The organism is Paraburkholderia sp. UCT31 (assembly GCF_014397655.1).
Classification (GTDB): Bacteria; Pseudomonadota; Gammaproteobacteria; order Burkholderiales; family Burkholderiaceae; genus Paraburkholderia; species Paraburkholderia tuberum.
Genome location: NZ_VZQP01000047.1, coordinates 30,919 through 52,953, shown reverse-complemented (window position 1 = coordinate 52,953; position 22,035 = coordinate 30,919). Strand labels below are relative to the sequence as shown.

General features: G+C 63.3%; 18 protein-coding genes. 11 read left to right on the top strand and 7 right to left on the bottom strand.

Features of this window, described 5'->3' with window-relative positions; translation table 11 throughout:
* Window positions 1-564: 564 nt before the first annotated feature.
* Together F6X40_RS30970 and F6X40_RS30965 are read right to left on the bottom strand one after the other, a co-directional pair.
* Window positions 565-1,509: a LysR family transcriptional regulator gene (locus F6X40_RS30970; protein ID WP_187630443.1), complete on the bottom strand. Its 945-nt coding sequence runs from the start codon at window positions 1,507-1,509 to the stop codon at window positions 565-567.
* Entirely contained in the window at window positions 1,491-1,901 is a 411-nt protein-coding gene (locus F6X40_RS30965; RefSeq protein ID WP_187630442.1) for a hypothetical protein, read from the bottom strand. Before F6X40_RS30965 ends, F6X40_RS30970 begins: the two co-directional genes overlap by 19 nt.
* On the opposite strand from F6X40_RS30965, the gene F6X40_RS30960 reads away from it, so the two are divergent.
* From F6X40_RS30960 to F6X40_RS30940, 5 genes are all read left to right on the top strand, one after another.
* Entirely contained in the window at window positions 1,891-2,148 is a 258-nt protein-coding gene (locus F6X40_RS30960) for a DUF485 domain-containing protein (protein WP_187630441.1), read from the top strand. The two genes, F6X40_RS30965 and F6X40_RS30960, sit on opposite strands and share 11 nt — an antisense overlap.
* Window positions 2,145-3,737, top strand: a complete 1,593-nt coding sequence (locus tag F6X40_RS30955) for a sodium:solute symporter family transporter (RefSeq protein WP_316251865.1) — start codon at window positions 2,145-2,147, stop codon at window positions 3,735-3,737. Before F6X40_RS30960 ends, F6X40_RS30955 begins: the two co-directional genes overlap by 4 nt.
* A gap of 40 nt (window positions 3,738-3,777) precedes the next feature.
* Window positions 3,778-5,214 carry a CoA transferase gene (locus tag F6X40_RS30950; RefSeq protein WP_187630440.1) on the top strand — a complete coding sequence of 479 codons (1,437 nt, stop codon included), beginning with the start codon at window positions 3,778-3,780 and terminating at the stop codon, window positions 5,212-5,214.
* A gap of 186 nt (window positions 5,215-5,400) precedes the next feature.
* Window positions 5,401-6,108 (top strand): IS6 family transposase, encoded by a 708-nt coding sequence (locus F6X40_RS30945; RefSeq protein WP_410452551.1) that lies wholly within the window; start codon window positions 5,401-5,403, stop codon window positions 6,106-6,108.
* A 76-nt stretch (window positions 6,109-6,184) separates the two neighbouring features.
* A complete protein-coding gene (locus F6X40_RS30940) occupies window positions 6,185-6,775 on the top strand; it encodes a hypothetical protein (RefSeq protein ID WP_187630438.1) in 591 nt (196 codons plus the stop codon).
* Between the two features lie 227 nt (window positions 6,776-7,002).
* Here the strand turns inward: F6X40_RS30940 and hydA are convergent, their stop codons facing one another.
* From hydA to F6X40_RS30915, 5 genes are all read right to left on the bottom strand, one after another.
* Complete coding sequence (gene hydA / locus F6X40_RS30935) at window positions 7,003-8,460, bottom strand: dihydropyrimidinase (protein ID WP_090811231.1); 1,458 nt, start codon at window positions 8,458-8,460, stop codon at window positions 7,003-7,005.
* A 42-nt stretch (window positions 8,461-8,502) separates the two neighbouring features.
* Entirely contained in the window at window positions 8,503-10,005 is a 1,503-nt protein-coding gene (locus tag F6X40_RS30930; RefSeq protein WP_187630437.1) for an NCS1 family nucleobase:cation symporter-1, read from the bottom strand.
* A 53-nt stretch (window positions 10,006-10,058) separates the two neighbouring features.
* Window positions 10,059-11,339, bottom strand: a complete 1,281-nt coding sequence (preA, locus tag F6X40_RS30925) for an NAD-dependent dihydropyrimidine dehydrogenase subunit PreA (protein ID WP_187630436.1) — start codon at window positions 11,337-11,339, stop codon at window positions 10,059-10,061.
* Window positions 11,340-11,377: 38 nt separating this feature from the next.
* Complete coding sequence (locus F6X40_RS30920; RefSeq protein ID WP_187630435.1) at window positions 11,378-12,772, bottom strand: NAD(P)-dependent oxidoreductase; 1,395 nt, start codon at window positions 12,770-12,772, stop codon at window positions 11,378-11,380.
* A 127-nt stretch (window positions 12,773-12,899) separates the two neighbouring features.
* Window positions 12,900-14,165: a Zn-dependent hydrolase gene (locus tag F6X40_RS30915; protein WP_184054146.1), complete on the bottom strand. Its 1,266-nt coding sequence runs from the start codon at window positions 14,163-14,165 to the stop codon at window positions 12,900-12,902.
* A 344-nt stretch (window positions 14,166-14,509) separates the two neighbouring features.
* On the opposite strand from F6X40_RS30915, the gene F6X40_RS30910 reads away from it, so the two are divergent.
* From F6X40_RS30910 to F6X40_RS30885, 6 genes are all read left to right on the top strand, one after another.
* The gene (locus F6X40_RS30910; RefSeq protein ID WP_184071848.1) at window positions 14,510-15,229 is read left to right on the top strand and encodes a TetR/AcrR family transcriptional regulator; all 720 of its coding nucleotides are present in this window, start codon (window positions 14,510-14,512) and stop codon (window positions 15,227-15,229) included.
* 957 nt (window positions 15,230-16,186) lie between these two features.
* On the top strand, window positions 16,187-18,037 hold the full coding sequence (gene atzF, locus F6X40_RS30905; RefSeq protein ID WP_187630434.1) for an allophanate hydrolase: 1,851 nt from the start codon (window positions 16,187-16,189) through the stop codon (window positions 18,035-18,037).
* Window positions 18,038-18,069: 32 nt separating this feature from the next.
* Window positions 18,070-19,167 (top strand): BMP family ABC transporter substrate-binding protein, encoded by a 1,098-nt coding sequence (locus F6X40_RS30900; RefSeq protein ID WP_187630433.1) that lies wholly within the window; start codon window positions 18,070-18,072, stop codon window positions 19,165-19,167.
* A gap of 30 nt (window positions 19,168-19,197) precedes the next feature.
* On the top strand, window positions 19,198-20,352 hold the full coding sequence (locus F6X40_RS30895; RefSeq protein WP_187630432.1) for an ABC transporter permease: 1,155 nt from the start codon (window positions 19,198-19,200) through the stop codon (window positions 20,350-20,352).
* The gene (locus F6X40_RS30890; protein ID WP_187630431.1) at window positions 20,345-21,271 is read left to right on the top strand and encodes an ABC transporter permease; all 927 of its coding nucleotides are present in this window, start codon (window positions 20,345-20,347) and stop codon (window positions 21,269-21,271) included. The genes F6X40_RS30895 and F6X40_RS30890 overlap by 8 nt, the downstream gene beginning before the upstream one ends.
* 71 nt (window positions 21,272-21,342) lie before the next feature.
* The gene (locus tag F6X40_RS30885; protein WP_090811211.1) at window positions 21,343-22,035 is read left to right on the top strand and encodes a cysteine hydrolase family protein; all 693 of its coding nucleotides are present in this window, start codon (window positions 21,343-21,345) and stop codon (window positions 22,033-22,035) included.

Here is a 22,035-nt window from a genome sequence, read left to right as displayed (position 1 = left end):
GCCGCAAAACTGCCTTAGGCGCAGCGAATGCTTCTGAACGTCGGCTTATGGTGCTGACGGGTGAACGCGTACAGTCGGCCATGAAGCGTCGTTCGCCCGCACCGTTGCGCGGACGTTCAGATGTCGGAATCCGCCCCAGCAAGCGGCCATTCAATTCGCGAGGACGAACGGTGCTTCATCGGCCTTAGCTGACGCTCGCCGGTCGGGCGACGTGCGGCGGCTGCAGGTCGCTTTGCTGACGTTCGGAACCCGGTGCCCGTGAATGTCAGCTACGTCGTGGATGAATGAGTCTTCACGACCCTTTGCCGCCGGTGGCCCTGTTGCAGTTCCGAGGGTCGGTATCTGAGCGGAGCGGTCGTTCGAACGACACAGCCTCATTGATTGCGGACGGCGTTCCCAGCCGAATCTGGGAGCTCGTCCGCGTCGCCGATGGATCCGGTTCTCAAGCCGGCGTAGAGGATTGACGTAGCACACGGCCATCTATCGGAAGCACGAGTTGCCGGTCAGTGCACCGGCGCGCTCAAGGGAATGCGCGAGGCGCAGACGACCTTGGGTAAACCACAACTACGGTGCCGATGTTGCTTCCGTCTGACCGTCTTGCTGGCCAATGTTGTCGTCGGTTGAGCGGAAGCGCGCGCGTAGTTTTTCTGCGAAGCAGTTCAATGCAAGTGACACCGCCACGTCGCGCCGCCTCACAAGCAGTGTTTGCGCCTGGCCTTCGTCGTCTGTCAACGCGTGTACCGCGAGCTTGCCATCCTTCGCCAATGGCGCGACCACAGATCGCGGCAAAAGGCTGATCGCAATTCCGGCGCGGACGCAGCCGAGTAGGCCGTCGAGCGTGCCCAGCTCCATGCGCCTAATGCTCGTGATGCCGCGCCGGATCAGCAAACGCTCGAGGCGCTCCCGATAGGCGCAGCCATGTCGGAATATCGCAATTTTTGCGTCGCCGCGGAACTCAGCCCATGCGGGTCGGCAGCCGTCCTGCGAATGTCTTATCCACGGGGCCGTGACGACAACGAGTTCTTCGCTCAATACCGGTTCCGCCAACAGATCGATGTGATCGACAGGTGCGCACACCAGCGCCGCTTCGAGACGCCGCTCAAGCACATCCTCGCTTAGGCTCTGCGATGTTCCGGTGCCAAAGGAAATGTCCACGCGAGGATATTCTGTCGCGTATTCGACAAGGACTTCGGGCAAGCGCACGGCCGCCGTGGTTTCCATCGATCCGATGCGCAGCACGCCTCCGGGGACCGAGTTGCTGGCAATTGAACGCTTCGCCTCCGCCATCATGTGATCAATCTGGCTCGCATACGGCAGCAATTGCGCGCCTGCTGGCGTCAGCGTAACGCCACGTCCGTGCCGGTGAAATAGCGACACAGAGAGTTCTTCTTCAAGGCGCCGGATGCGCTGCGTGACATTGGACTGCACGGTATCGAGGAACAGCGCCGCCTTGGTGATGCTACCCATGCGCGCCACCGCCGTGAAATAAATCAGATCGCCCGAATCCATACGTCGTCCTCAGTTGCTGCAACACGTTTGCGCTGCGAAGGCTTATGTGGGGCAACATGCGTGCCACACGCGGGTTTTTCGAAAATCGCAATGGGCGCCGCACTGCCATGGCACATCGGCGCGCCAAATCGAAGCACACATTGGCGCCGGACTGCATTCATGGTGCACGAAAGCCCTGCATTACGAGGGTCGCGCATGCTCGTTGAGCGCATGCCGAACCTTCCAATCCCGCTTTCAGGTGAAAACTTCCGCGCGCCATCATCGAACGGAATGTCTCGTATCTCGATGGGTGAACGCTCACTCAAGCGGCATATGCCGTGCATAAAAACACACGTTCCTTCATTCAACCCGATATCTGACACGATCATGGAAAAACGCAGCTTGTCCAGCATCGCCGTATCGACTTCCGACCAGGACGAGCACACGCGGCTCGGCATCGTCCTGACCGCGATTCAGGTGATCGTCTTCTTCTCGTTCGTCTCGCTATGCACGTTTCATCCAGCGCTTCTGCAACAGGATGCGCTCGGTATCGGCGTGCCTCTGTCGTTTCTCGCGGGACTCTCGGTGATCGCGTGCGGGATCGTTTTGACCGCCATCTATGTCGCTGTATCGAACCGTCTTTCGGAGCGTGCCACGTGACTCGTTATCTCATCCCTCTCATGCTGATGTCGCTCGCCTCCCCCGCAATGGCCGTCGATGCGCACGCACCGGCGGCAAGCGGCGTATCGATCGCCCTGTTTCTCGTCATCATCGCCATCACGCTCGGGATTACGTGGTGGGCCGCGCGGCGCACGCGCTCGGCGAGCGACTACTACACCGCAGGCGGCCAGATCACCGGTTTCCAGAACGGTCTGGCGATAGCCGGCGATGCAATGTCCGCCGGCGCGCTGCTCGGTCTCACGGCGCTCGTTTTCTCCAAAGGTTTCGATGGTCTCGTCTATGCAGTCGGCTATACGACGGGCATGCCGATCGTCGTTTTTCTGATGGCGAGTCGCATGCGCAAGATGGGCCGCTTCACGTTCATCGACGTCGTCGGCGCGCGTCTCGACAGCCCGTCGATCCGTATCTTCTCGGCGTGCGCGTCGCTCATCATCGTTCTGTTTTATCTGGTCGCCCAGATGGTGGGGGCGGGTCAGCTCATCGAGGTATTGTTCGGCATCGACTATCTGTATGCCGTGTTGCTGGTTGGCGCCTTGATGGTGCTCTACGTCGCCTTCGGCGGCATGATGGCCACGACGTGGGTGCAGATCGTCAAGGCCGTGCTGATGATTTCCGCCTGCGCACTGCTGTGCGTACTCGTGCTGAATCAGACCGGCTTCAGCTACGGTGCACTGCTCGCGGATGCCGTCAGCGTGCACACGTCGGGCTCCGGGATTCTCGCGCCGACGTCGTTCGCGAAGCAGCCGCTCAACGCGTTTTCGCTCGGGATTGCGCTGATGCTTGGCACGGCCGGTCTGCCGCACGTGCTGATGCGCTTCTTCACGGTGCCGGACGCACGCGCCGCGCGCAGTTCGGTGCTGTGGGCCACCATCCTGATGAACTGCTTTTACGCGATGATTTTCATCATCGGCTTCGGTGCGCTGTATCTGCTGCGCAAGAATCCACAATTCTTTGACGCGCACGGCGCGCTGTTCGGCGGCGGCAATACGGCGGCGCTGCATCTTGCCTACCTTCTTGGCGGCAACGCGCTGTTCGGTTTTCTCGCCGCTGTCGCCTTTGCGACGATTCTCGCGGTCGTGGCGGGCCTTACCTTATCGGGCGCGGCGGCCGTCAGCCACGACATCTACGGCAGTCTGATGCGCAGCCGCCGTCGCGGCGGGCTCGACGAACGCACGGAAATGACCGTCATGAAAATCGCCGTCGTGCTGATCGGTGCGCTCGCGGTCGTGCTGAGCCTCGCGTTCAGAACTCAGAACATTGCGTACATGATCAGCCTCGCGTTTTCGATCTCGTGTTCGTCGACGTTCCCGGTGCTGATCCTCGCGATCTACTGGAAGCGCTTCACGACGCTCGGCGCGTTGTGCGGCGGCGGAGTGGGACTCGCTGCCTCGCTGCTGATGACGATTCTCGGCCCATCGATCTGGGTCACGGTACTCGGCCACGCCGCGGCCGCCGTCTCCATCGATCCGCCCGCAATCATCACCGTGCCGCTGGCGTTCGCGGTAAGTATCGTCGTATCGCTGCTGGAACGAAGTCTGGTGCGTGCCCCCGTCAGCAAGCTTTCGTGAAATCACGACAACACCGTCCTAACCGAACAAGGCAGACAAAATGAGTACCAGCAAGAACAACGCATTCACTGAACTGATGACGATACGCGGCGGCCTGCCGCCCGGCGCGGACGAAGTTGAGATCACCGGCGCGGATCCCATGTACGTGTCGCCGTTCAAACTGGGCGAAACTTGCGCAGGCGCGCTGGCCGCACGAGGCGTCGCCGCCAACGATCTCTGGGAATTGCGCACGGGTCACCGTCAGAAAATCAGCATCGACGTTCGCGCGGCGGCGGCGACATCGCGCTATGGTGGCGACATGACCTTGCGCCGCAACGAGCACGGCGAGTACCAACCCATTCCCTACTCCGAGGCGATGAAGCACATGGTGTCGCTCACGCAGCCGTGGCAGGCGCGCGACGGACGCTGGGTATTGCCGCACACGAATCTGCCGCATCTCGAACGACGCGTGCTCGATGTGCTCGACAGCCACAGCACGGTCGATTCGGTCCGCAAGGGCGTCGCGCGCTGGAACTCGGACGCGCTCGAAGACGCCATCGCCGAGGCGCAGGCGTGTGCAGGCAAGGTGCGCACGCCTGAAGAGTGGCTCGCGCATCCGCACGGCGCGTATCTGGCGAGCCGCCCAGTCGTCGAAATCACGAAACTCGCCGACGGCGAACCCGAGCCGCTGCCCCCCGGCACCCGCCCTTTATCAGGTATCCGCGTGCTCGACCTCACGCGCATCCTCGCCGGGCCGACTGCGGCGCTCGGCATGGCTGAACACGGCGCCGACGTATTGATGGTCACTGCACCGCATCTGCCTCAGGTGGCCTCTTTCGTGCGCGACACGAGTCACGGAAAACGTAGCTGCTTTCTCGACGTGGATCGTGCAGGTGAAGCCGAACGTCTGCGCGAACTGGTGAGCGAGGCCGACGTGCTGATCGACGGATATCGTCCGAACCGGTTGGCGGCGCATGGTTTTGGAGTCGACGAACTCGTCAAGCTGCGACCGGGCCTGATCCATGTCTCGGTCAATTGCTATGGCTCGGGCGGCCCGTTCGCGGATCGCGCGGGCTGGGACCAGGTCGCGCAGGCTGTCACCGGCATGTGCCACACGCAGGGACACGCGACGGGCGCGGGTCAACCGCAACTGACGCCGGTTTTCACTTGCGATTTTCTGACAGGTTTCCTCGCCACATTCGGCGCGATGATCGCGCTAGCGCGGCGCGTACGCGAAGGTGGAACATATCGTGTGCAGGTGTCTCTGTGCCAGTCCGCGATGCTGCTCCAGCGGCAAGGCTTGCTCGAAGATTTTCGCGATGCCGCCGGCAGCCTGACGTCTGCCGAATTTGAGGCGCTGGCGGTGTGCGATGACGATACGGTTTATGGTGATCTGAAGACGCTGGGGCCGGTTTTACGCATGTCGGAAACGCCATGCACCTGGCTCGGCACCACGCCTGAGCCTGGGAGTAGCAAGGCGGACTGGCTGCGGCGCTGAGAGCGTGTTGCGTTGGTGAGTGTCGCCGTTGAGCGCGATGACGGAATCAAGCCTCGAGGCGACCGAGACGGATTGCGCTTCGTAGTCATCCAGCTTACCAGGCGCCAATGGCTCTGGTGCAAATAGCTAGGGGGCGAATCGGGTAAGGTGTCGGGTTGAACGAATTGAGAACCGACGATGAGCAAGCTGAAGAGCCTGGAGGAACTGTTCGCAGGCCGTCACTTTGACCGCGATGTGATCATTCTGTGTGTTCGGTGGTACCTGCGCTACAAGCTTAGCCTGCGCGATCTGGTCGAAATGATGGCGGAGCGGGGTCTGTCGCTGGCGCACACGACGATCCTGCGCTGGGTGCGGCGCTTTGCGCCGGAATTCGTCAAACGGTGGAACCGCTTTGGCAGGCCCACCGGCCAGTCGTGGCGTGTCGACGAGACTTACCTCAAGCTGCGCGGCAAGTGGGTCTATCTTTATCGAGCGGTGGATCGGGTGGGTCAGACGGTCGACTTCATGCTCAGCGCCAGGCGCGACGTGAAGGCGGCAAAAGCCTTTTTCAGGAAGGCAGTCAAACATCAAGGCCGGCCACCGAAGACCATCACGCTTGATGGTTACGCAGCCTCGCACCGCGCCGTGCGCGAGATGAAGACCGACGGCTTGCTGCCTGAGGACACGAAGGTCCGATCCTCGAAATATCTCAATAATCTGGTCGAACAGGACCACCGCAACATCAAGTCCCGGACGAAAGTCATGCTCGGCTTCAAACGTTTCAGGAACGCATCGATTACTCTCTCAGGTATTGAGTTGGTCCATCGTATTCGCAAGGGCCAATTCAGCCTCGCGAAGCTCGGCCTCAAAGATACCGCTGCGCCCTCAGTCTGGGAGGCCGTCCTGTCTGCTTGATGCGGTGTCCTTTCTATAAAAAAATCTTGTCCAGATTGCCTATTTGCACCAGAGCCAAACGGTCGACGGCTTCGAATTGCAGTTCGGCACCAATGTACTCGGGCATTTCGCCCTGACGCGCCTGCTGTTGCCTGCGCTCGAGATGGCGGCAGGAGCGTCTGCCGAGCGGCCGCGCGTGGTCACGGTTGCCTCTATCGCACACAAGACCGGGCGGCTCGACTTCGACGACCTTCAGGCAACCCGTCGTTACCGTCCGATGACCGCCTATCGACAGTCGAAGCTCGCCAACCTCATGTTCGCGTTCGAACTCGATCGCCGGTTGCGCGCCGCACGATCGCGCGTGATGTCCGTTGCCGCGCATCCCGGCGTTGCCAATACGAATCTGTTCCGTGCCGACCATTTTGCCGCAAGCCCGATCGTCCGCTCTGCGCTAGGCGGACTGATCGATATCTTGTTCAACAGTGACCAGACCGGCGCGCTTTCCACGCTCTATGCCGCAACCGCAGCCGATGTCGTCGACGGCGGCTACTATGGTCCGCTCGGATTGTTCGAAACACGGGGTCGAGACGTGGGACCAGCGAACGTCGCCAGTCAGGCAAGAAACGGAACCGATGCAAGACGCCTCTGGCAGGCCTGTGAATCGCTGACTGGAACAGCGACCGGATAGCGCATGGATCGCGGAACGCGGGAAACGCTAACCGCGAGATACGGATTACTCATTCAACGATGACCGCACCCCGGCTCGCGCTTTTCTCATATCTGATCGCTCAATGGCGAACTCCGACGCAGATAAAAAACGCCGACCGGTTTGCACTCGAACTACCGGGGCGCAACGCGAATCCTGTCGCGTCGAGCCCCCGATTTCCCCTGCAGTGCCTCCACGCGTTGCCGTGTTTATTGTGGCGCGTCACCTTCGCGATGCACCGGCTGCGTCTGCTTCAGGCTCTTCGCGAGGCGCGACGCCTGCAGATAGCCGGGATTCGCGGGCCGCTTCAGATAACGCCCGGCTCCGCGCCGCGCGCGCAGGTCGCCGTCCGCCCACACGAGTTCGCCTTGTGAGACGGTGTGTGTCGGCACGCCGCGAACCGTCATCCCTTCGAACACGTTGAAGTCCACGTTCTGATGATGCGTCTTGACCGATATCGCGCGCGTGGCCTCGGGATCCCAGACGACGAGATCGGCGTCGGCACCCACGGCCACCGTGCCCTTGCGCGGGTACAGGTTGAAGATTTGCGCCGCATTGGTGGAGGTGACGCGCACAAATTCGTTCGGCGTGAGCCGGCCGGTGTTCACACCTTGATCCCACAACACCGCCATGCGATCTTCCACGCCGCCGCAACCATTCGGAATTCTCGTGAAATCATGGCGGCCCATGGCTTTCTGCGAAGCGCAGAACACGCAGTGGTCGGTTGCGGTGGTGTGCAGCAGGCCGCCCTGAAGCCCGCGCCAGAGCGCGTCGCGATGCTCCTGGGTACGGAACGGCGGACTCATCACGTGGGCGGCGGCGCGCGTCCAGTCCGGGTCGCGATAGACCGACTCATCGATCACGAGATGCCCCGCGAGCACTTCGCCGAATACGCGCTGCCCTTCGCCGCGTGCGCGCGCGATCGCCTCGAGCGCGTCTTTCGCCGAGACATGCACGATGTACACCGGCACTCCAAGCACCTGCGCGATGCGGATGGCGCGATTCGCTGCCTCGCCTTCGACTTCGGGTGGCCGTGAAAGCGGATGCGCCTCGGGCCCCGTGAAACCGCGCGCAAGCAACTGGCGTTGCAACTGGAATACGAGCTCGCCGTTTTCCGCATGCACGGTAGGCAGCGCGCCCAGTTCGAGTGAGCGCGCAAAGCTGTTCACGAGAATCTCGTCGTCGGCCATGATGGCGTTCTTGTAGGCCATGAAGTGCTTGAAGCTCGAGACACCATGCTCGTTCACGAGGAGCCCCATGTCCCGATACACGCTTTCATCCCACCACGTCACCGCCACGTGAAAGCCATAGTCGGAAGCGGCTTTCTCTGCCCAGCCGCGCCACTCGCGAAAGGCGTCCATCAGCGGTTGCTTCGGGTTGGGGATGACGAAGTCGATGATCGATGTCGTGCCGCCCGCAAGCCCCGCCGCCGTGCCCGTGTAGAAGTCGTCGCTGGCGGTCGTGCCCATGAAGGGCAGCTCCATATGCGTATGCGGATCGATGCCGCCAGGCATCACATATTGGCCACCGGCGTCGACCACGGTCGCGCCCGCAGGCGCGTCGAGGTTCTCGCCAACGCTCTGGATCACGCCGTTTTCGCAGAGCACGTCCGCACGCCAGCTCTTGTCTGCATTGACGACGGTGCCGCCTCGAATCAGGATCGCCATGATGCCAAGTCTCCTTCAGTTGAACATTCACGCTTGAAACGCTCACGCGCTCGCAACACGTGGGCGCCGGCTCTTGCCGAGCTTCATCATCACGCCATAGACGAGCGCCGCAATGGCGAGCCCCACGAACCACGCATAGGTGTAAATGCTTTTGAACGCATCGGGCACGGTGGCAAACGCATTCGGGAACGCGACATTGAGAAAGCCCGGCAGGTTCGGCAGCACACCTGCGATCAGCGCGATCACGGCAGCCGGATTCCAGCCGTTCGAGTAGGCGTATTCGCCGTTTTCCTCGAACAGCTGGGCCGTGTCGAGGCGTGTGCTGCGAACGAGAAAGTAGTCGACCATCAGGATGCCGGCCACAGGCCCAAGCAGCGCCGAATAACCGACGAGCCACGTGAAGATGTAGCCCTGGGTGGTGGCCAGGATCTTCCACGGCATCATCACGATGGCGATACCCGCGGTGATGAGACCGCCCGTCTTGTAAGAGATGCCCTTGGGCCAGAGGCTCGAGAAGTCGTAAGCTGGTCCGACGAGATTCGCGGCGAGATTGCAGCACATCGTGTCCAGTGTGAGGATGATGAGCGCGATGCCCACACCGACGCCCTCCATGCGACTCGTGAGGTCGATCGGGTCCCAGATCGCCCTTCCGTAAATCACAACCGTTGCCGAGGTCACGACCACGGAGACCACCGAGAGCAACGCCATCGGAATGGGCAGGCCGATGGCCTGGCCCACGAACTGGTCTTTTTGCGTTTTTGCGAAACGCGTGAAGTCGGGAATGTTGAGCGCGAGCGTGGCCCAGAAGCCCACCATGGCCGTGAGGCTCGGCCAGAACGTCGCCCAGAAGAGGCCCGCCTTCTTGGCGCCGGCGGCGAACTGTGACGGTTGCGACAGCATCGAGCCCACGCCGCCTGCCTTCGAACATGCCCACCACACGAGCACTGCGCACATCACCACCTTGATGGGCGCGGACCAGCTTTCGAGCCAGCGGATCGAATCGGTGCCGTGCAGAATGAAGTACAGCTGGAACACCCAGAAGACGAGGAAGCAGCTAGCCTGTCCGATCGAAATGCCGAGCCACGGCAGTGCGTCGCCCACCAGCGCGTTGTGCGTGAGGATGTTGACGAGCGTATAGATGGCGCTGCCGCCAAGCCATGATTGAATCCCGTACCAGCCGCACGCCACGACGGCGCGCAGCATGGCTGGCAGCTTCGCGCCCTGGGTGCCGAACGACGCTCGCACGAGCACCGCATAAGGAATGCCGTACTTCGTACCCGCATGACCGATCAGCAGCATCGGCATGAGCACGATCAGATTGCCGAGCAGCACGGTTAGCACGGCCTGCCATGGCGCCATGCCCTGCTCGGTGAGGCCGGCGGCGAGCATGTAGGAGGCGATGTTCATCACCATGCCTACCCATAGTGCCGCGAAGTGATACCAGCGCCATGTGCGCTGCGCAACGCCGGTGGGCGCGAGGTCATCGTTGTATAGCTCGCTTTCGGCGCGGCGCGCATTGGCGTCGACTGCAAAGGGCTGGCTCATGACGTGGGTTCTCCGTGCTTGTCGTGGGTCCGGCTCGATCCGGCTTCGAAATGTCAGGCGGCTTTCGGGTCGGCGACACGCGCCGGGTTGTTCGGGTGCGTGGTCCAGTTCTCGTAGCGCTCGCCCGAATCGACACGCTCCATCGTGATGCATTGATCGACCGGGCAAACATGCATGCATAGATTGCACCCGACGCAGTTCGCATCGACCACCTCGAAGTGGCGCTTGCCGTCGCGCGTGGCGGTGATCGCCTGATGCGAGGTGTCTTCGCAGGCGATATGGCAGAGCCCGCACTGGATGCAGCGGTCCTGATCGATACGCGCCTTGATGTCGTAGTTGAGGTTCAGGTATTGCCAGTCGGTGACGTTCGGCACGGCGCGGCCGCGAATCGCGTCGAGGCTGGCGTACCCTTTGTCGTCCATCCAGTTGGAAAGACCGTCGATCATGTCGCTGACGATCCGGAAACCGTAGTGCATCGCCGCGGTGCATACTTGCACGCTGCCCGCTCCCAGCACGATGAATTCCGCGGCGTCGCGCCAGTCGGAAATGCCCCCGATGCCAGAGATGGGCAAGCCTTGCGTTTGCGGGTCGCGCGCAATCTCCGCGACCATGTGCAGTGCAATGGGCTTCGCGGCAGGACCGCAATAGCCGCCATGCGTGCCCTTGCCGTCCACGGTGGGCAGCGGCGCCATGACGTCGAGATCGACACCGACGATCGAGTTGATGGTATTGATGAGCGAGACGCCGTCCGCACCACCCTTCATCGCCGCGCGCGCGCCGTGACGAATGTCGGTGACGTTCGGTGTGAGTTTCACGAGGCAAGGCAAGCGCGTGCTTTCCTTCACCCAGCGGGTGACCATTTCGATGTACTCGGGCACCTGACCCACCGCCGCGCCCATGCCGCGCTCGCTCATGCCGTGCGGACAGCCGAAGTTCAGCTCCACAGCGTCCGCGCCAGTGTCTTCCACCTGAGGCAGAATCCACTTCCAGTCGTGCTCGTTGCAAGGGACCATCAGCGAGACGATGAGCGCCCGGTCGGGCCAGTCCCGCTTCACCTGCGCGATTTCCTTCAGGTTCACGTCGAGCGGCCGGTCGGTGATGAGCTCGATATTGTTCAGACCCGCCATGCGCTGGCCGCGCCAGGTGGTGGCGCCATAGCGCGAGCTTACGTTCACCACGTGCGGGTCGAGCCCGAGCGTCTTCCAGACCACGCCGCCCCAACCCGCCTCGAAGGCGCGATTGACGTTGTAGGCCTTGTCGGTGGGCGGCGCGGAAGCGAGCCAGAACGGGTTGGGCGATTGAATGCCGGCAATCGTGCAGCGCAAGTCGGCCATGATGCGACTCCTTCGTTTTATCTGATTCGGTGTAGCTATCACGCGGCTCGGGCGGCCCTGGCGGACTGACTCGCAAGGAAGCGGTCGATCGCGTGCGCGGCAAGCTTGCCGTCCTGCACGGCCTGGACGGTCAGATCGGTGGCGCCGTGGCCGGCACAGTCGCCGCCTGCGAAAACGCCGGCAAGGGACGTAGCGCCGTTCGCATCCACCGCGACGCGCCCGCCTTCCTCGCTGAGTTGCAACCCGTCGAGGCCTTCGGGTAACAGCGTTTGGCCAATTGCCTTCAGCACCATATCGGCCTCCACGCGCACGATCTCCCCAGTGCCACGCAATGCGCCGCTCATATCGAGCCCGGTGCGCTCGAATTCCACGGCCCGCACCTGCGTGTCGCCGACGATTCGCAGCGGCTTCATCCACTCGGCCAACGTCACACCCTGGCTACGCGCGAATTCCAGTTCGGCCCAGGTGGCGCTCATCTGCGCCGCGCCGCGACGATAGGCGAGCGTCACTTGCTCCGCGCCCAGCTTGCGGCTCTGCACGGCGGCGTCGATTGCCGTATTGCCGCCTCCGAGCACCACCACCTTGCGACCGACGGGCACGCTGGCCAGATCGTCGGCCTCGCGCACGCGCGCGATGAAATCCACGGCATCGAGCACGCCGTCGAGCAGTTCGCCTTCGATGGAGAGCGTATGCGTGCCGCCAAGGCCCACGCCGATGAACACCGCGTCATACGCCGCGCGTAACTCCGCAAGCGTCACGTCATGCCCCAGTCGCTGGCCCTGGCGCAGTTCTATCCCGCCAACGGAAAGAAGCCACCGCACTTCGCGCTGCGCGTAGTCGTCGACGGTCTTGTACGCCGCTATGCCGTACTCGTTCAGGCCGCCCGGATGTTCGCGCGCGTCGAAGACGCTCACGCGATGCCCGGCAAGCGCGAGCGTGTGCGCGCAGGCGAGACCCGCGGGACCCGCGCCGACCACGGCAACACGACGGCCTGTTTCGTTGGCGCGCTTGAAGAGCGCAGGGGCACCGGCGGCTTCGCGGGCCATCTGGAAGTCGGTGGCATGACGTTGCAGCGCGCCGATCTGAACGGGCTCGCCATCCTGATGATTTCTCACGCAGGCGCCTTCGCAGAGAATCTCGGTCGGGCACACGCGTGCGCACATGCCGCCCAGCGGGTTCGCGCTGAGGATATCGCGCGCCGCGCCCTTGAGATTGCCGTTGCCGATCTTGCGGATGAAACCGGGAATGTCGATGCCCGTGGGGCACGCGTTCACGCAAGGCGCGTCGTAACAGTAATGACAGCGGTCGGCGGCGATCACGGCCGCATTCGCGGAAAGCGGCGGCGCGACGTCGGCGAAATTGCAGCCCAGTTGCTCGGCACTGAGACGGCCTGGCGCGATGCCGTTGGCGGCATTCGAGGTGGTCTGGGACATCCGGATGCTCCTTGCGCGGCGAAACACGGGTCCGCCGGCCGTGTGCGTGACGTGCGCGGCCGGTACGTGGGGAATCGTTGGAAAGACAGCGCGGCGCTGAGACCGCTTGCGTTCGATCGAAATTGCGTCAGCCGGGCTCGCTCGCGCGTTCGAGCATGGCGTGCAGCAACACGTTCGCGCCGGCTTCGATCCATTCGATCGTCGCGTCCTCGACTTCGTTGTGGCTGATGCCGTCGATGCACGGTACGAACACCATCGAGGTCGGCGCGACCGTCGCGAGATAGCACGCGTCGTGACCTGCGCCCGAAACGATGTCGCGATTCGAATAGCCGAAGCGCTCGGCCGCCGCGCGCACGGACTTCACGCACGCCTCGTCGAACGGCACGGGCGCGTAGTAAAAAATCTGCTCGACGTCGGCTTCGAGCTTGCCCTGTTCCGCGATCTTCGCGATGCCTTCGCGCAGCTCTGCGTTCATCTGCGCCAGCACCTCGTCCTGCGGATGGCGAAAATCGATGGTGAAGAACACGCGGCCCGGAATCACGTTGCGCGAATTCGGATGCACCTGCATCATGCCGACCGTCGCGCACGCGAGCGGCGCATGACGCAGGCCGATTTCGTTGACGAGCTGCACGACGCGCGAGGCGCCCAGCAGCGCGTCGCGGCGGCGCGGCATGGGCGTAGGCCCCGCATGCGCCTCCTGGCCCGTGAGCACGACTTCGTACCAGCGCTGACCTTGCGCGTCGGTGACCACGCCGATCGTCCTGTTTTCGGCCTCGAGTATCGGCCCCTGTTCGATGTGCAGTTCGAACGCCGCGTGAATCTTGCGGCCGCCGCACGGCAACGCGCCCGCGTAGCCGATGCGCTGCAATTCCTCGCCGATGGTCTTGCCGTCGACGTCCTTGCGCGACAGTCCGTACTCGAGCGCAAACACACCCGCAAATACGCCCGAGGCGACCATCGCCGGCGCGAAGCGCGAGCCTTCTTCGTTGGTCCAGATCACCGTTTCAACAGGGCGCTCGGTTTCGATGCCGTAATCGTTGAGCGAGCGAATCACTTCGAGGCCGCCGAGCACCCCATAGATACCGTCGAAGCGCCCACCGGTTGGCTGCGAGTCCGCGTGCGAGCCGGTCATCACGGGCGGCAGGTCGTTGTTGCGCCCCGCGCGGCGCATAAACACGTTGCCCATCTGATCGACACTGATCGTGCAGCGCGCCTCTTTCGCCCATTGCACGATGAGATCGCGGCCCTGCTTGTCGAGGTCGGTCAGCGCCAGACGGCACACGCCGCCTTTGGGCGTGGCGCCAATCCTGGCCATCTCCATCAGGCTGTCCCACAATCGCTGACCGTTCACGTGGATCGCGGTCGTCAGCGCGGCTTCGCTTACTGCGTTCATGCGTGTTCTCCTGTCCGTGCTTGTCAAACGTGCATGCATGCCACCGTGTTGGGGCGCGAAGGATCACAACGGTGCACGTCTCGATGGCACTGCGCTGTCCCTGAAACCCAGCCCTTCGAATCCTGTCCGATTGGACAGGTTTTAGACGAGAAACTTCGCGAATTCAATGCGGAGTTACGAGCGAAAAGCGTGCCATTGATGCTGCAGTGCGTGAAAAAACCAGCCGTCCGTGCTGCGCGTTTCTCCTGATGTCGGTGAATTCGCGACGCACTTGCATCGTGGCTACAATGATTCCCGCATGCGCGCGGCCGCCGCGCTCCTTTTCTCTTCCGAATGGACCGAACATGCGCGACGACGAACCCACCACGCGAGCCGCGCCCCTCGCGACGCGCGGCACCGTGCAGGCGCAACGAGCCGCCGACACATCGCACAAGCCACATCGGCGCAAAGCCTCCATTCGTGCGTCGAATGAATCCCATCTGCTCGCCTGTGCCGAAGCCGTGTTCGCCGAACGCGGCTTCGAAGGCGCGAGCACGGCGCTGATCGCCGAGCGCGCGGGTTTACCGAAGGCGAATCTGCACTATTACTTCCCGACCAAGCTGGCGCTGTACTGGCGCGTACTCGACGATGTGTTCGAGGAATGGAACGCCGCCGCCAACCTGTTCGATGCAAGCGACGATCCGGTCGAGGCGATTGGCGGCTACGTGCGCGCCAAGATGGCCCTGTCACGGCGCCGCCCACTTGGATCGAAGGTGTGGGCCAACGAAATAATCAGCGGGGCGCTGCACATGCAAGAGATCCTGCTCGAACGCGTGAAGCCGTGGATGGACACACGCGTGAAGCTGATCGAGCGATGGATAGCCAAAGGGTTGCTCGCGCCCGTCGACCCTCGGACGCTCCTCTTCATGATCTGGGCGACCACGCAGCACTACGCCGATTTCGAGGCTCAAATATGCGCCCTCTCGGGCAAACGCGCGCTCTCGACGAAGCGCTTCGAGGCTACGACGGAAGAAGTGGTGAGCATGATCCTGCGGGCGAGCGGAGCGCGATCGCCGGTCCGATGAATTGTTTTGGGGAGTTTCCCTGATGACGTCATTTTCTCGTTGCCGCGGTCGCTGTTTTGCGCGTTAATGTAAGCGCTAACACGTCCAACAAGCAGCAATACCCAGCCGGCTTTGCAGTAAGGTTGTCGCTTTCATGTACCGAACGGCATGAACGGCTGAAAGCTCAATGACGGCGTTGAGTCCAGAGGCGGCGCGAGTACTCAAACGTCTGAATCATCCGCTCGCGTTCCGTGCAAAAAGCGGGTCTCGCCGACTTGGATATCCCGCCAGGCGCCCTATACTTGAAGAGAGCCGCGCGGAAGCCGGCCCCTGATGCAGAAGCGGACGAGAAATCGTTCATTGGGGCGCGGTAGCGGGGCCACGGAAACGCCCGTGTGAATAACACGGGCGTTTTCTTTTTTGTGCCCCGATCGTGCAGCTTTGGAAAGTGACCGGCTGGTCACGCCCGTTGATCAGCGGTCTTGCCTTGTGTCCCAAACCCGGAGCACGAAGATGGTGGCACGGGCTGGGCATATGCGGGTCTTATTTCGAGACGGATTTCGTATCGCCCGCCCAAACACACCCACTTGTGAACTTCGCGGGGCGGTGGGCCGTCATGCTCGTCCAGTTCCTCTCCGAGCCGGTGGTAATGGTCTTCGCCTGGCTTCCTCGCTTCGGCCAGGAGTGCCTTAACTACCGCTCGCTCAGTCCTGCGAGCGTCAGGATCCGGTGGGTGCCAACGATGGGGCGATAGCCGAGCGAACCACCGCTCGCGCCCTTCCCTCTGGTTGGTGCACGATGAGCGGGACACGTGCACCAACCCAAACCAATCGCGACCCACACTGGATCACGGGTAGACAAGTACCAGCGTCTACGCCAATGTAAAAATCGTTGCCGGGCAAGGACTTCCTGCCAACCTCCCCTGCCTGGCACAGTTGCTGCGAGCATGAGCTCAAACTTGTATTCAAGATTGAACTCATGCTTCCCGACGCCTTCTTCAAGGTTCGAGCGCTGCTCGAATCCTACGCCACCAAAAGCACGACGCCTCGCGACATCGTCGACACGGTGATCGCCCGGATCGAAGCCTCCTGTCGCCCCGAAGTCTGGATATCGCGCGTGAGTGCCGCCGATCTCGGCAGCCGGGCTGCCGCGCTCGAAGAAGCGCGCGCGCGCCTGGGCGCCGCGATCTTTGAGCGGATGCCGCTGTTCGGCGTACCGTTCGCGGTGAAGGACAACATCGACGTCGCCGGCATGCCAACCACCGCGGCCTGCGACGCCTTCGCGTACATGCCCGCAGCCTCGGCATTCGCCGTCGATCGTCTGCTCGACGCCGGCGCCATCCTCATCGGCAAGACGAATCTCGACCAGTTCGCCACAGGCCTGGTCGGCACACGCTCGCCGTATGGCGGCGTGCGACAGTTCGAATCCGATGCGCACATCTCCGGCGGATCAAGCTCCGGCTCGGCGGTCGTTGTTGCGGCTGGGCTGGTTGCGTTCTCACTCGGCACGGATACCGCTGGCTCGGGGCGTGTTCCGGCCGGCTTCAACGACCTCGTGGGTCTCAAGCCAACGCCTGGCATCGTAAGCAAGCGCGGCGTGGTACCGGCGTGCCGGAGCCTGGACTGCGTGTCAATCTTCGCGCATGACGTGGGCGACGCCTGGGAGGTCCTGCTGCAGATGGCGAAGTACGATGGAGACGACAGCTATGCGCGCCGAGTGCCGGCACTCGGACTGCCCCATGCACCACTGCGCCTCGCCGTGCCGGATCAGTTGACCTTCCAGGATGACGCTCAGGCGCATCAGGCCTTTGCCGCCACGCTCGACACGATCGCTTCGCGCCTTGCGCTTTCGCCAACAAGCGTGCCGTTCGAACCCATGCAGCGAACTGCCGCGCTGCTTTACGACGGCCCGTGGGTAGCGGAGCGCCGTGCCGCGCTCGGTTCCTTCTTCGAGACGAATCGCGCCGACATCGATCCGGTTGTCGCCGAGGTGATTGCCAAAGCGGACGGCTACAGCGCTGTCGATGCGTTCGACGGACAGTATGCACTCGCCGCACTGCGCCGCGAAGTGGAAACGCTGTTCGAGGCGATCGACGTCCTCATCGTGCCGACCACGCCCACGCATCCAACTTTCGACGAAGTACGTGCGGACCCGATCGGGGCGAACAGCCAGCTTGGCGTCTATACCAACTTCGTGAATCTGCTCGATCTGTGCGCTCTGGCGGTGCCGGGCGTTCGCCGCGCGGACGGCCTGCCAGCCGGCGTGACGCTGATCGCCCCAGCGGGCGCGGACCAGCGCCTGGCAGTGCTCGGCGCACGCATCCAGGCGCTCTTCATGGCGCACGCTACACCCGACGACGCTGCCAGGATTGCCGCGCGACCGCTGCCCTTCGAAGAGCCGACGGTGACACTCGCCGTGGTCGGCGCTCATCTGCGCGGGCAGCCCCTCTGCTGGCAACTGCTCGAAGCTGGTGCGCGTTTCGTCGAGACCACCACCACGTCTTCGCACTACCGCCTTTACGCGCTCGCCGGTACGAAGCCGGCCAAGCCCGCTCTGGTGCGTACGCCGCACGAGGCCGGCCAGCCCATCGAAATCGAGCTCTGGGAAGTGCCGCTGCGCAGCTTCGGCGCATTCGTTGCCCACGTGCCGGCGCCGCTCGGCATCGGCAGCGTGCAGACAGCCGATGGACTCATCGTCAAGGGCTTTATCAGCGAGCCCTCGGCGGTCGCACCAGGCAGCGGCGCACACGACATCACTGCATCCGGCGGCTGGCGTGCATGGCTCGCAACGGCGCCCGGAACGCAAGCCCAATCCGATCGGCAATTCTGAATATATGCATTGAACTCACGAGGAGTCCAACCATGACAAACCGTCGCGATTTTCTCAAGGGCGCTGGCGCCCTCGCCCTCGGCAGCGCGCTCCCATTCGACCTCGCTTTCGGTGCCGAGCCGCTTACGGTCGGCGTCATCTACGTCGGTTCGCGCGGCGATTACGGCTACAACCAGGCACAAGCGCAAGCTGCGGCTGTCATCAAGAAGCTGCCGAACGTGAAGGTCGTCGAGGAAGAAAACGTGCCCGAGACCGTCGCCGCCCAAAAGACCATGGAGGCGATGATCGAGCAGGACGGTGCGACGCTCATTTTCGCGACCTCGTTCGGCTACTTCGATCCCCATGTGCTGAAAATGGCAGCCAAATATCCGAAGGTTCGCTTCGCCCACTGCGGCGGTCTCTGGAAGAGCGGCAATCCGGCCAACATCTCCAGCTACTTCGGCTATATCGACGAATGCCAGTATCTGAACGGCGTCGTGGCAGGCCATGCGAGCAAGACGAAGAAGCTGGGCTTCGTCGCGGCCAAGCCTATTCCGCAGGTGCTGCGCAACATCAACTCATTCACGCTGGGCGCGCAGTCGGTGGATCCGTCGATCGCCACGCACGTGATTTTCACGGGCGACTGGTCGATGCCGGTGAAGGAGGCGGAGGCCGCCAACAGCCTCGTCGATCAGGGCTGCGACGTGCTCACGTGTCACGTGGACGGACCCAAGGTCGTGATCGAGACAGCCGAGAAACGCGGCGCGATGAGCTGCGGTTACCACGCAAGCCAGGCGGCGCTGGCGCCGAAGGGCTATCTGACGGGCGCCGAATGGGACTGGGCGACGCCCTACAAGCTGCTCGTCACAAACGCGCAGACGGGCAAGCCGCAGCCGAACATTCTTCGCGGCGGTCTGCGCGAAGGCTTCGTGAAGATGTCTCCGTATGGCGCGAAGGTGACACCCGATGCCCGCACGCAAGCCGACACCGTGAAGGCGAAGATGGTCGCGGGCGACTACGTCATCTTCAAGGGACCGATGAAGGACAACAAGGGCGGCAGCGCCATTGCGGCCGGCACGAGCTACGCACAGACCGATATCGCGCTCGAAAGCATGAATTATCTGGTTGCCGGTGTGGTTGGCCAGATCTGAGGACTGTAAGCGTCCTCGCCAGGAGTCCTGATGTCCGCATCCCTTTCTCCCGCTCACGGGCCGTCGCGAAGGCTGCCTGCAAGCCTCGCGCGCCTGCTGCTTGCCCTGTTGCCTGCGTTGCCGACAGTATGTGCAATCGTGGCAACTCTGGCGATCTTCGGCATCTTCCTGCTCGTGCAGGGACAGCCGGCCATCCAGGCCCTTGGTCTCATTGGCGAAGGTGCGTTCGGCTCGTCGTTCGCATGGCAGAACACCTTGCTGCGCGCCGCACCGCTCATGCTTACGGCTCTGTGCGTCGCGCTGCCTGCCCAAGTCGGCCTGATCGTGATTGGCGGCGAAGGCGCGCTCGCGCTGGGCGGGCTCGCGGCCGCCGTCGTGCCGCAGTGCCTGCCGCATGCTACGCCGTGGATCGTCGCGACGCCGCTGATGGCGATTGCAGGCATGCTCGCGGGGGGCCTGTGGATCAGCGCAGTGGGCGCGATGCGTCAATGGCGTGGTGTCAACGAGACCATCAGCAGCCTGCTGATGTCGTATATCGCCATCGCCGTTTTCAAGTTTCTCGTCGAAGGGCCGCTGCGCGATCCCGCCAGTCTCAACAAACCGTCGACGCTGCCCCTCCCCGACGCCATGACCATCGGCTCGCTGCCGGGACTCGACGTGCACTGGGGCCTCTTCTGGGGCGTGCTCGCGTGTCTCGCTGCCTGGGTGCTCGTGCGCCAAAGCACGCTCGGCTTCGCCATGCGCGTAACGGGTGGCAACGTGCACACGGCGCGCCTCGTCGGCCTGCCCGTGGGCGCGCTCGCGCTCACCGCCTGCGCGCTAGGCGGCGCATCGGCGGGACTTGCCGGAATGTTCGAAGTTGCGGCCGTGCAAGGCAGCGCGAATGCATCGCTGCTCTCGGGCTACGGCTATGCGGGCATCCTTGTCGCGTTCGCGGCACGCCAGAATCCGTTCGCCGTGATCGCGTGCGCGCTGATGGTCGGCGGCATCGAGGCGAGCGGCAGTCTGCTGCAACGACACCTCGAGCTGCCCGACGCCGCCACGCTCGTGCTTCAAGGGCTGCTTTTCGCGAACCTGTTGGCCTGGGAGGCACTTGCTCCCCGTCTTGCCGCCTGGCGCGTGAAACTTCAGGCCGTCGCGCTCGACACCTCGTCTGCTTCACTGGAGCGTACCCGCCATGTCTGACCTTCATTCGCCCGCTGCGGTACTGCTGATTTCGCTCTTTGCGGGGGCCATTCGCGTGAGTACGCCCTATCTGTTCGTGAGCCTCGGCGAGTGCCTCACCGAGAAAGGCGGCCGCGTGAATCTTGGTCTCGAAGGCATCCTGGTCTCCGGCGCCATGTGCGGCTATGCGGGCTCGTATCTCTCGGGTTCGCCGTGGATCGGCGTGCTCGCGGCGGCGGCGGCCGGTCTGGTGCTCGGCTGCCTGCATGGGCTGGTCTGCTCGCTGCCGCGTGTTTCCGATATCGCGTTCGGCATCGCGCTCATGCTGTTCGGCACCGGCCTGGCGTTCTATCTTGGCAAGCCGTTCATCGAGCCGCAGGCAGCGATACTCCCGTCGATCGATCTCGGCGCGTGGGCCGCCTCGCAGCAAGTGCACAACGCGCTGCATATCAATCTGCTCTTCGTGATTGGCATCGTGCTTGCCGTCGCTTTGCAGTGGGGACTGCGCTCGATGCGCTGGGGCATGACGCTGCGGCTCGTCGGCGAGAACGCCGAGAGCGCGCGTGCAATGGGCTATCCCGTTACGCGGATACGCGTCATCGCGACGGCGGTGGGTGGTTTTTTCGCGGGCGTGGGCGGTTCCTATCTTTCGCTCGTCTATCCCGGCAGCTGGAACGAGGGACTTTCGAGCGGGCAAGGCCTGATGGCCGTCGCCCTCGTGATCTTCGCACGCTGGCAACCGCTGCGCTGTCTTTGGGCTGCGCTGCTGTTTGGCGCTGCCGGAGCGCTTGGCCCCGCCCTGCAGGCAATCGGCGTGACCAGCGGCTATTACCTCTTCAACGCCGCCCCTTACGTGCTGACGCTCGCGCTCATGATCATCAACTGCAGGCCGGACCGCACGCTGGCGGGCGCACCCGGCGAGCTGAGCCTGACGCGCTGAGCGCGGACAGCTTCCGACCGACCGAATCCAGAATCGCCCGCGCTCGCGTAGCGCGCGACCGGAGAATCAACATGACCCGTACCATCGAAGCCCGTCCCTATTCCTGGCCCTACGACGGGAACCTGCGCCCCGACAACACGGCGCTCGTCATCATCGACATGCAGACCGACTTCTGCGGTTACGGCGGCTACGTCGACAAGATGGGCTACGACCTCTCGCTCACGCGCGCCCCGATCGAGCCGATCAAGCGCGTTTTGGGGCCGATGCGCGAACTCGGCTTCACGATCATCCACACCCGTGAAGGGCATCGGCCGGATCTGTCCGATCTGCCGGCGAACAAGCGCTGGCGCAGCCGTCAGGCGGGCACGAACGGTCTCGGCATCGGTGACATGGGACCGTGCGGCCGGATACTCGTGCGCGGCGAGCCGGGCTGGGAAATCATCGACGAACTCGCCCCGCTGCCGGGCGAAATCATCATCGACAAGCCTGGCAAAGGCTCATTCTGCGCGACGGACCTCGAACTGATCCTGCGCACGCGCGGCATTGCGAATCTCGTGCTCACGGGCATCACGACGGATGTGTGCGTCCACACGACGATGCGCGAAGCAAACGACCGCGGCTTCGAATGCACGTTGCTCGCGGACTGCTGCGGCGCGACCGATAAGGGCAACCATGACGCTGCGCTGAACATGGTCCTGATGCAGGGCGGCGTGTTCGGCACGGTGTCCAGTTCGGCGGCGCTCGTCGCTGCCCTGGAGCAGTGA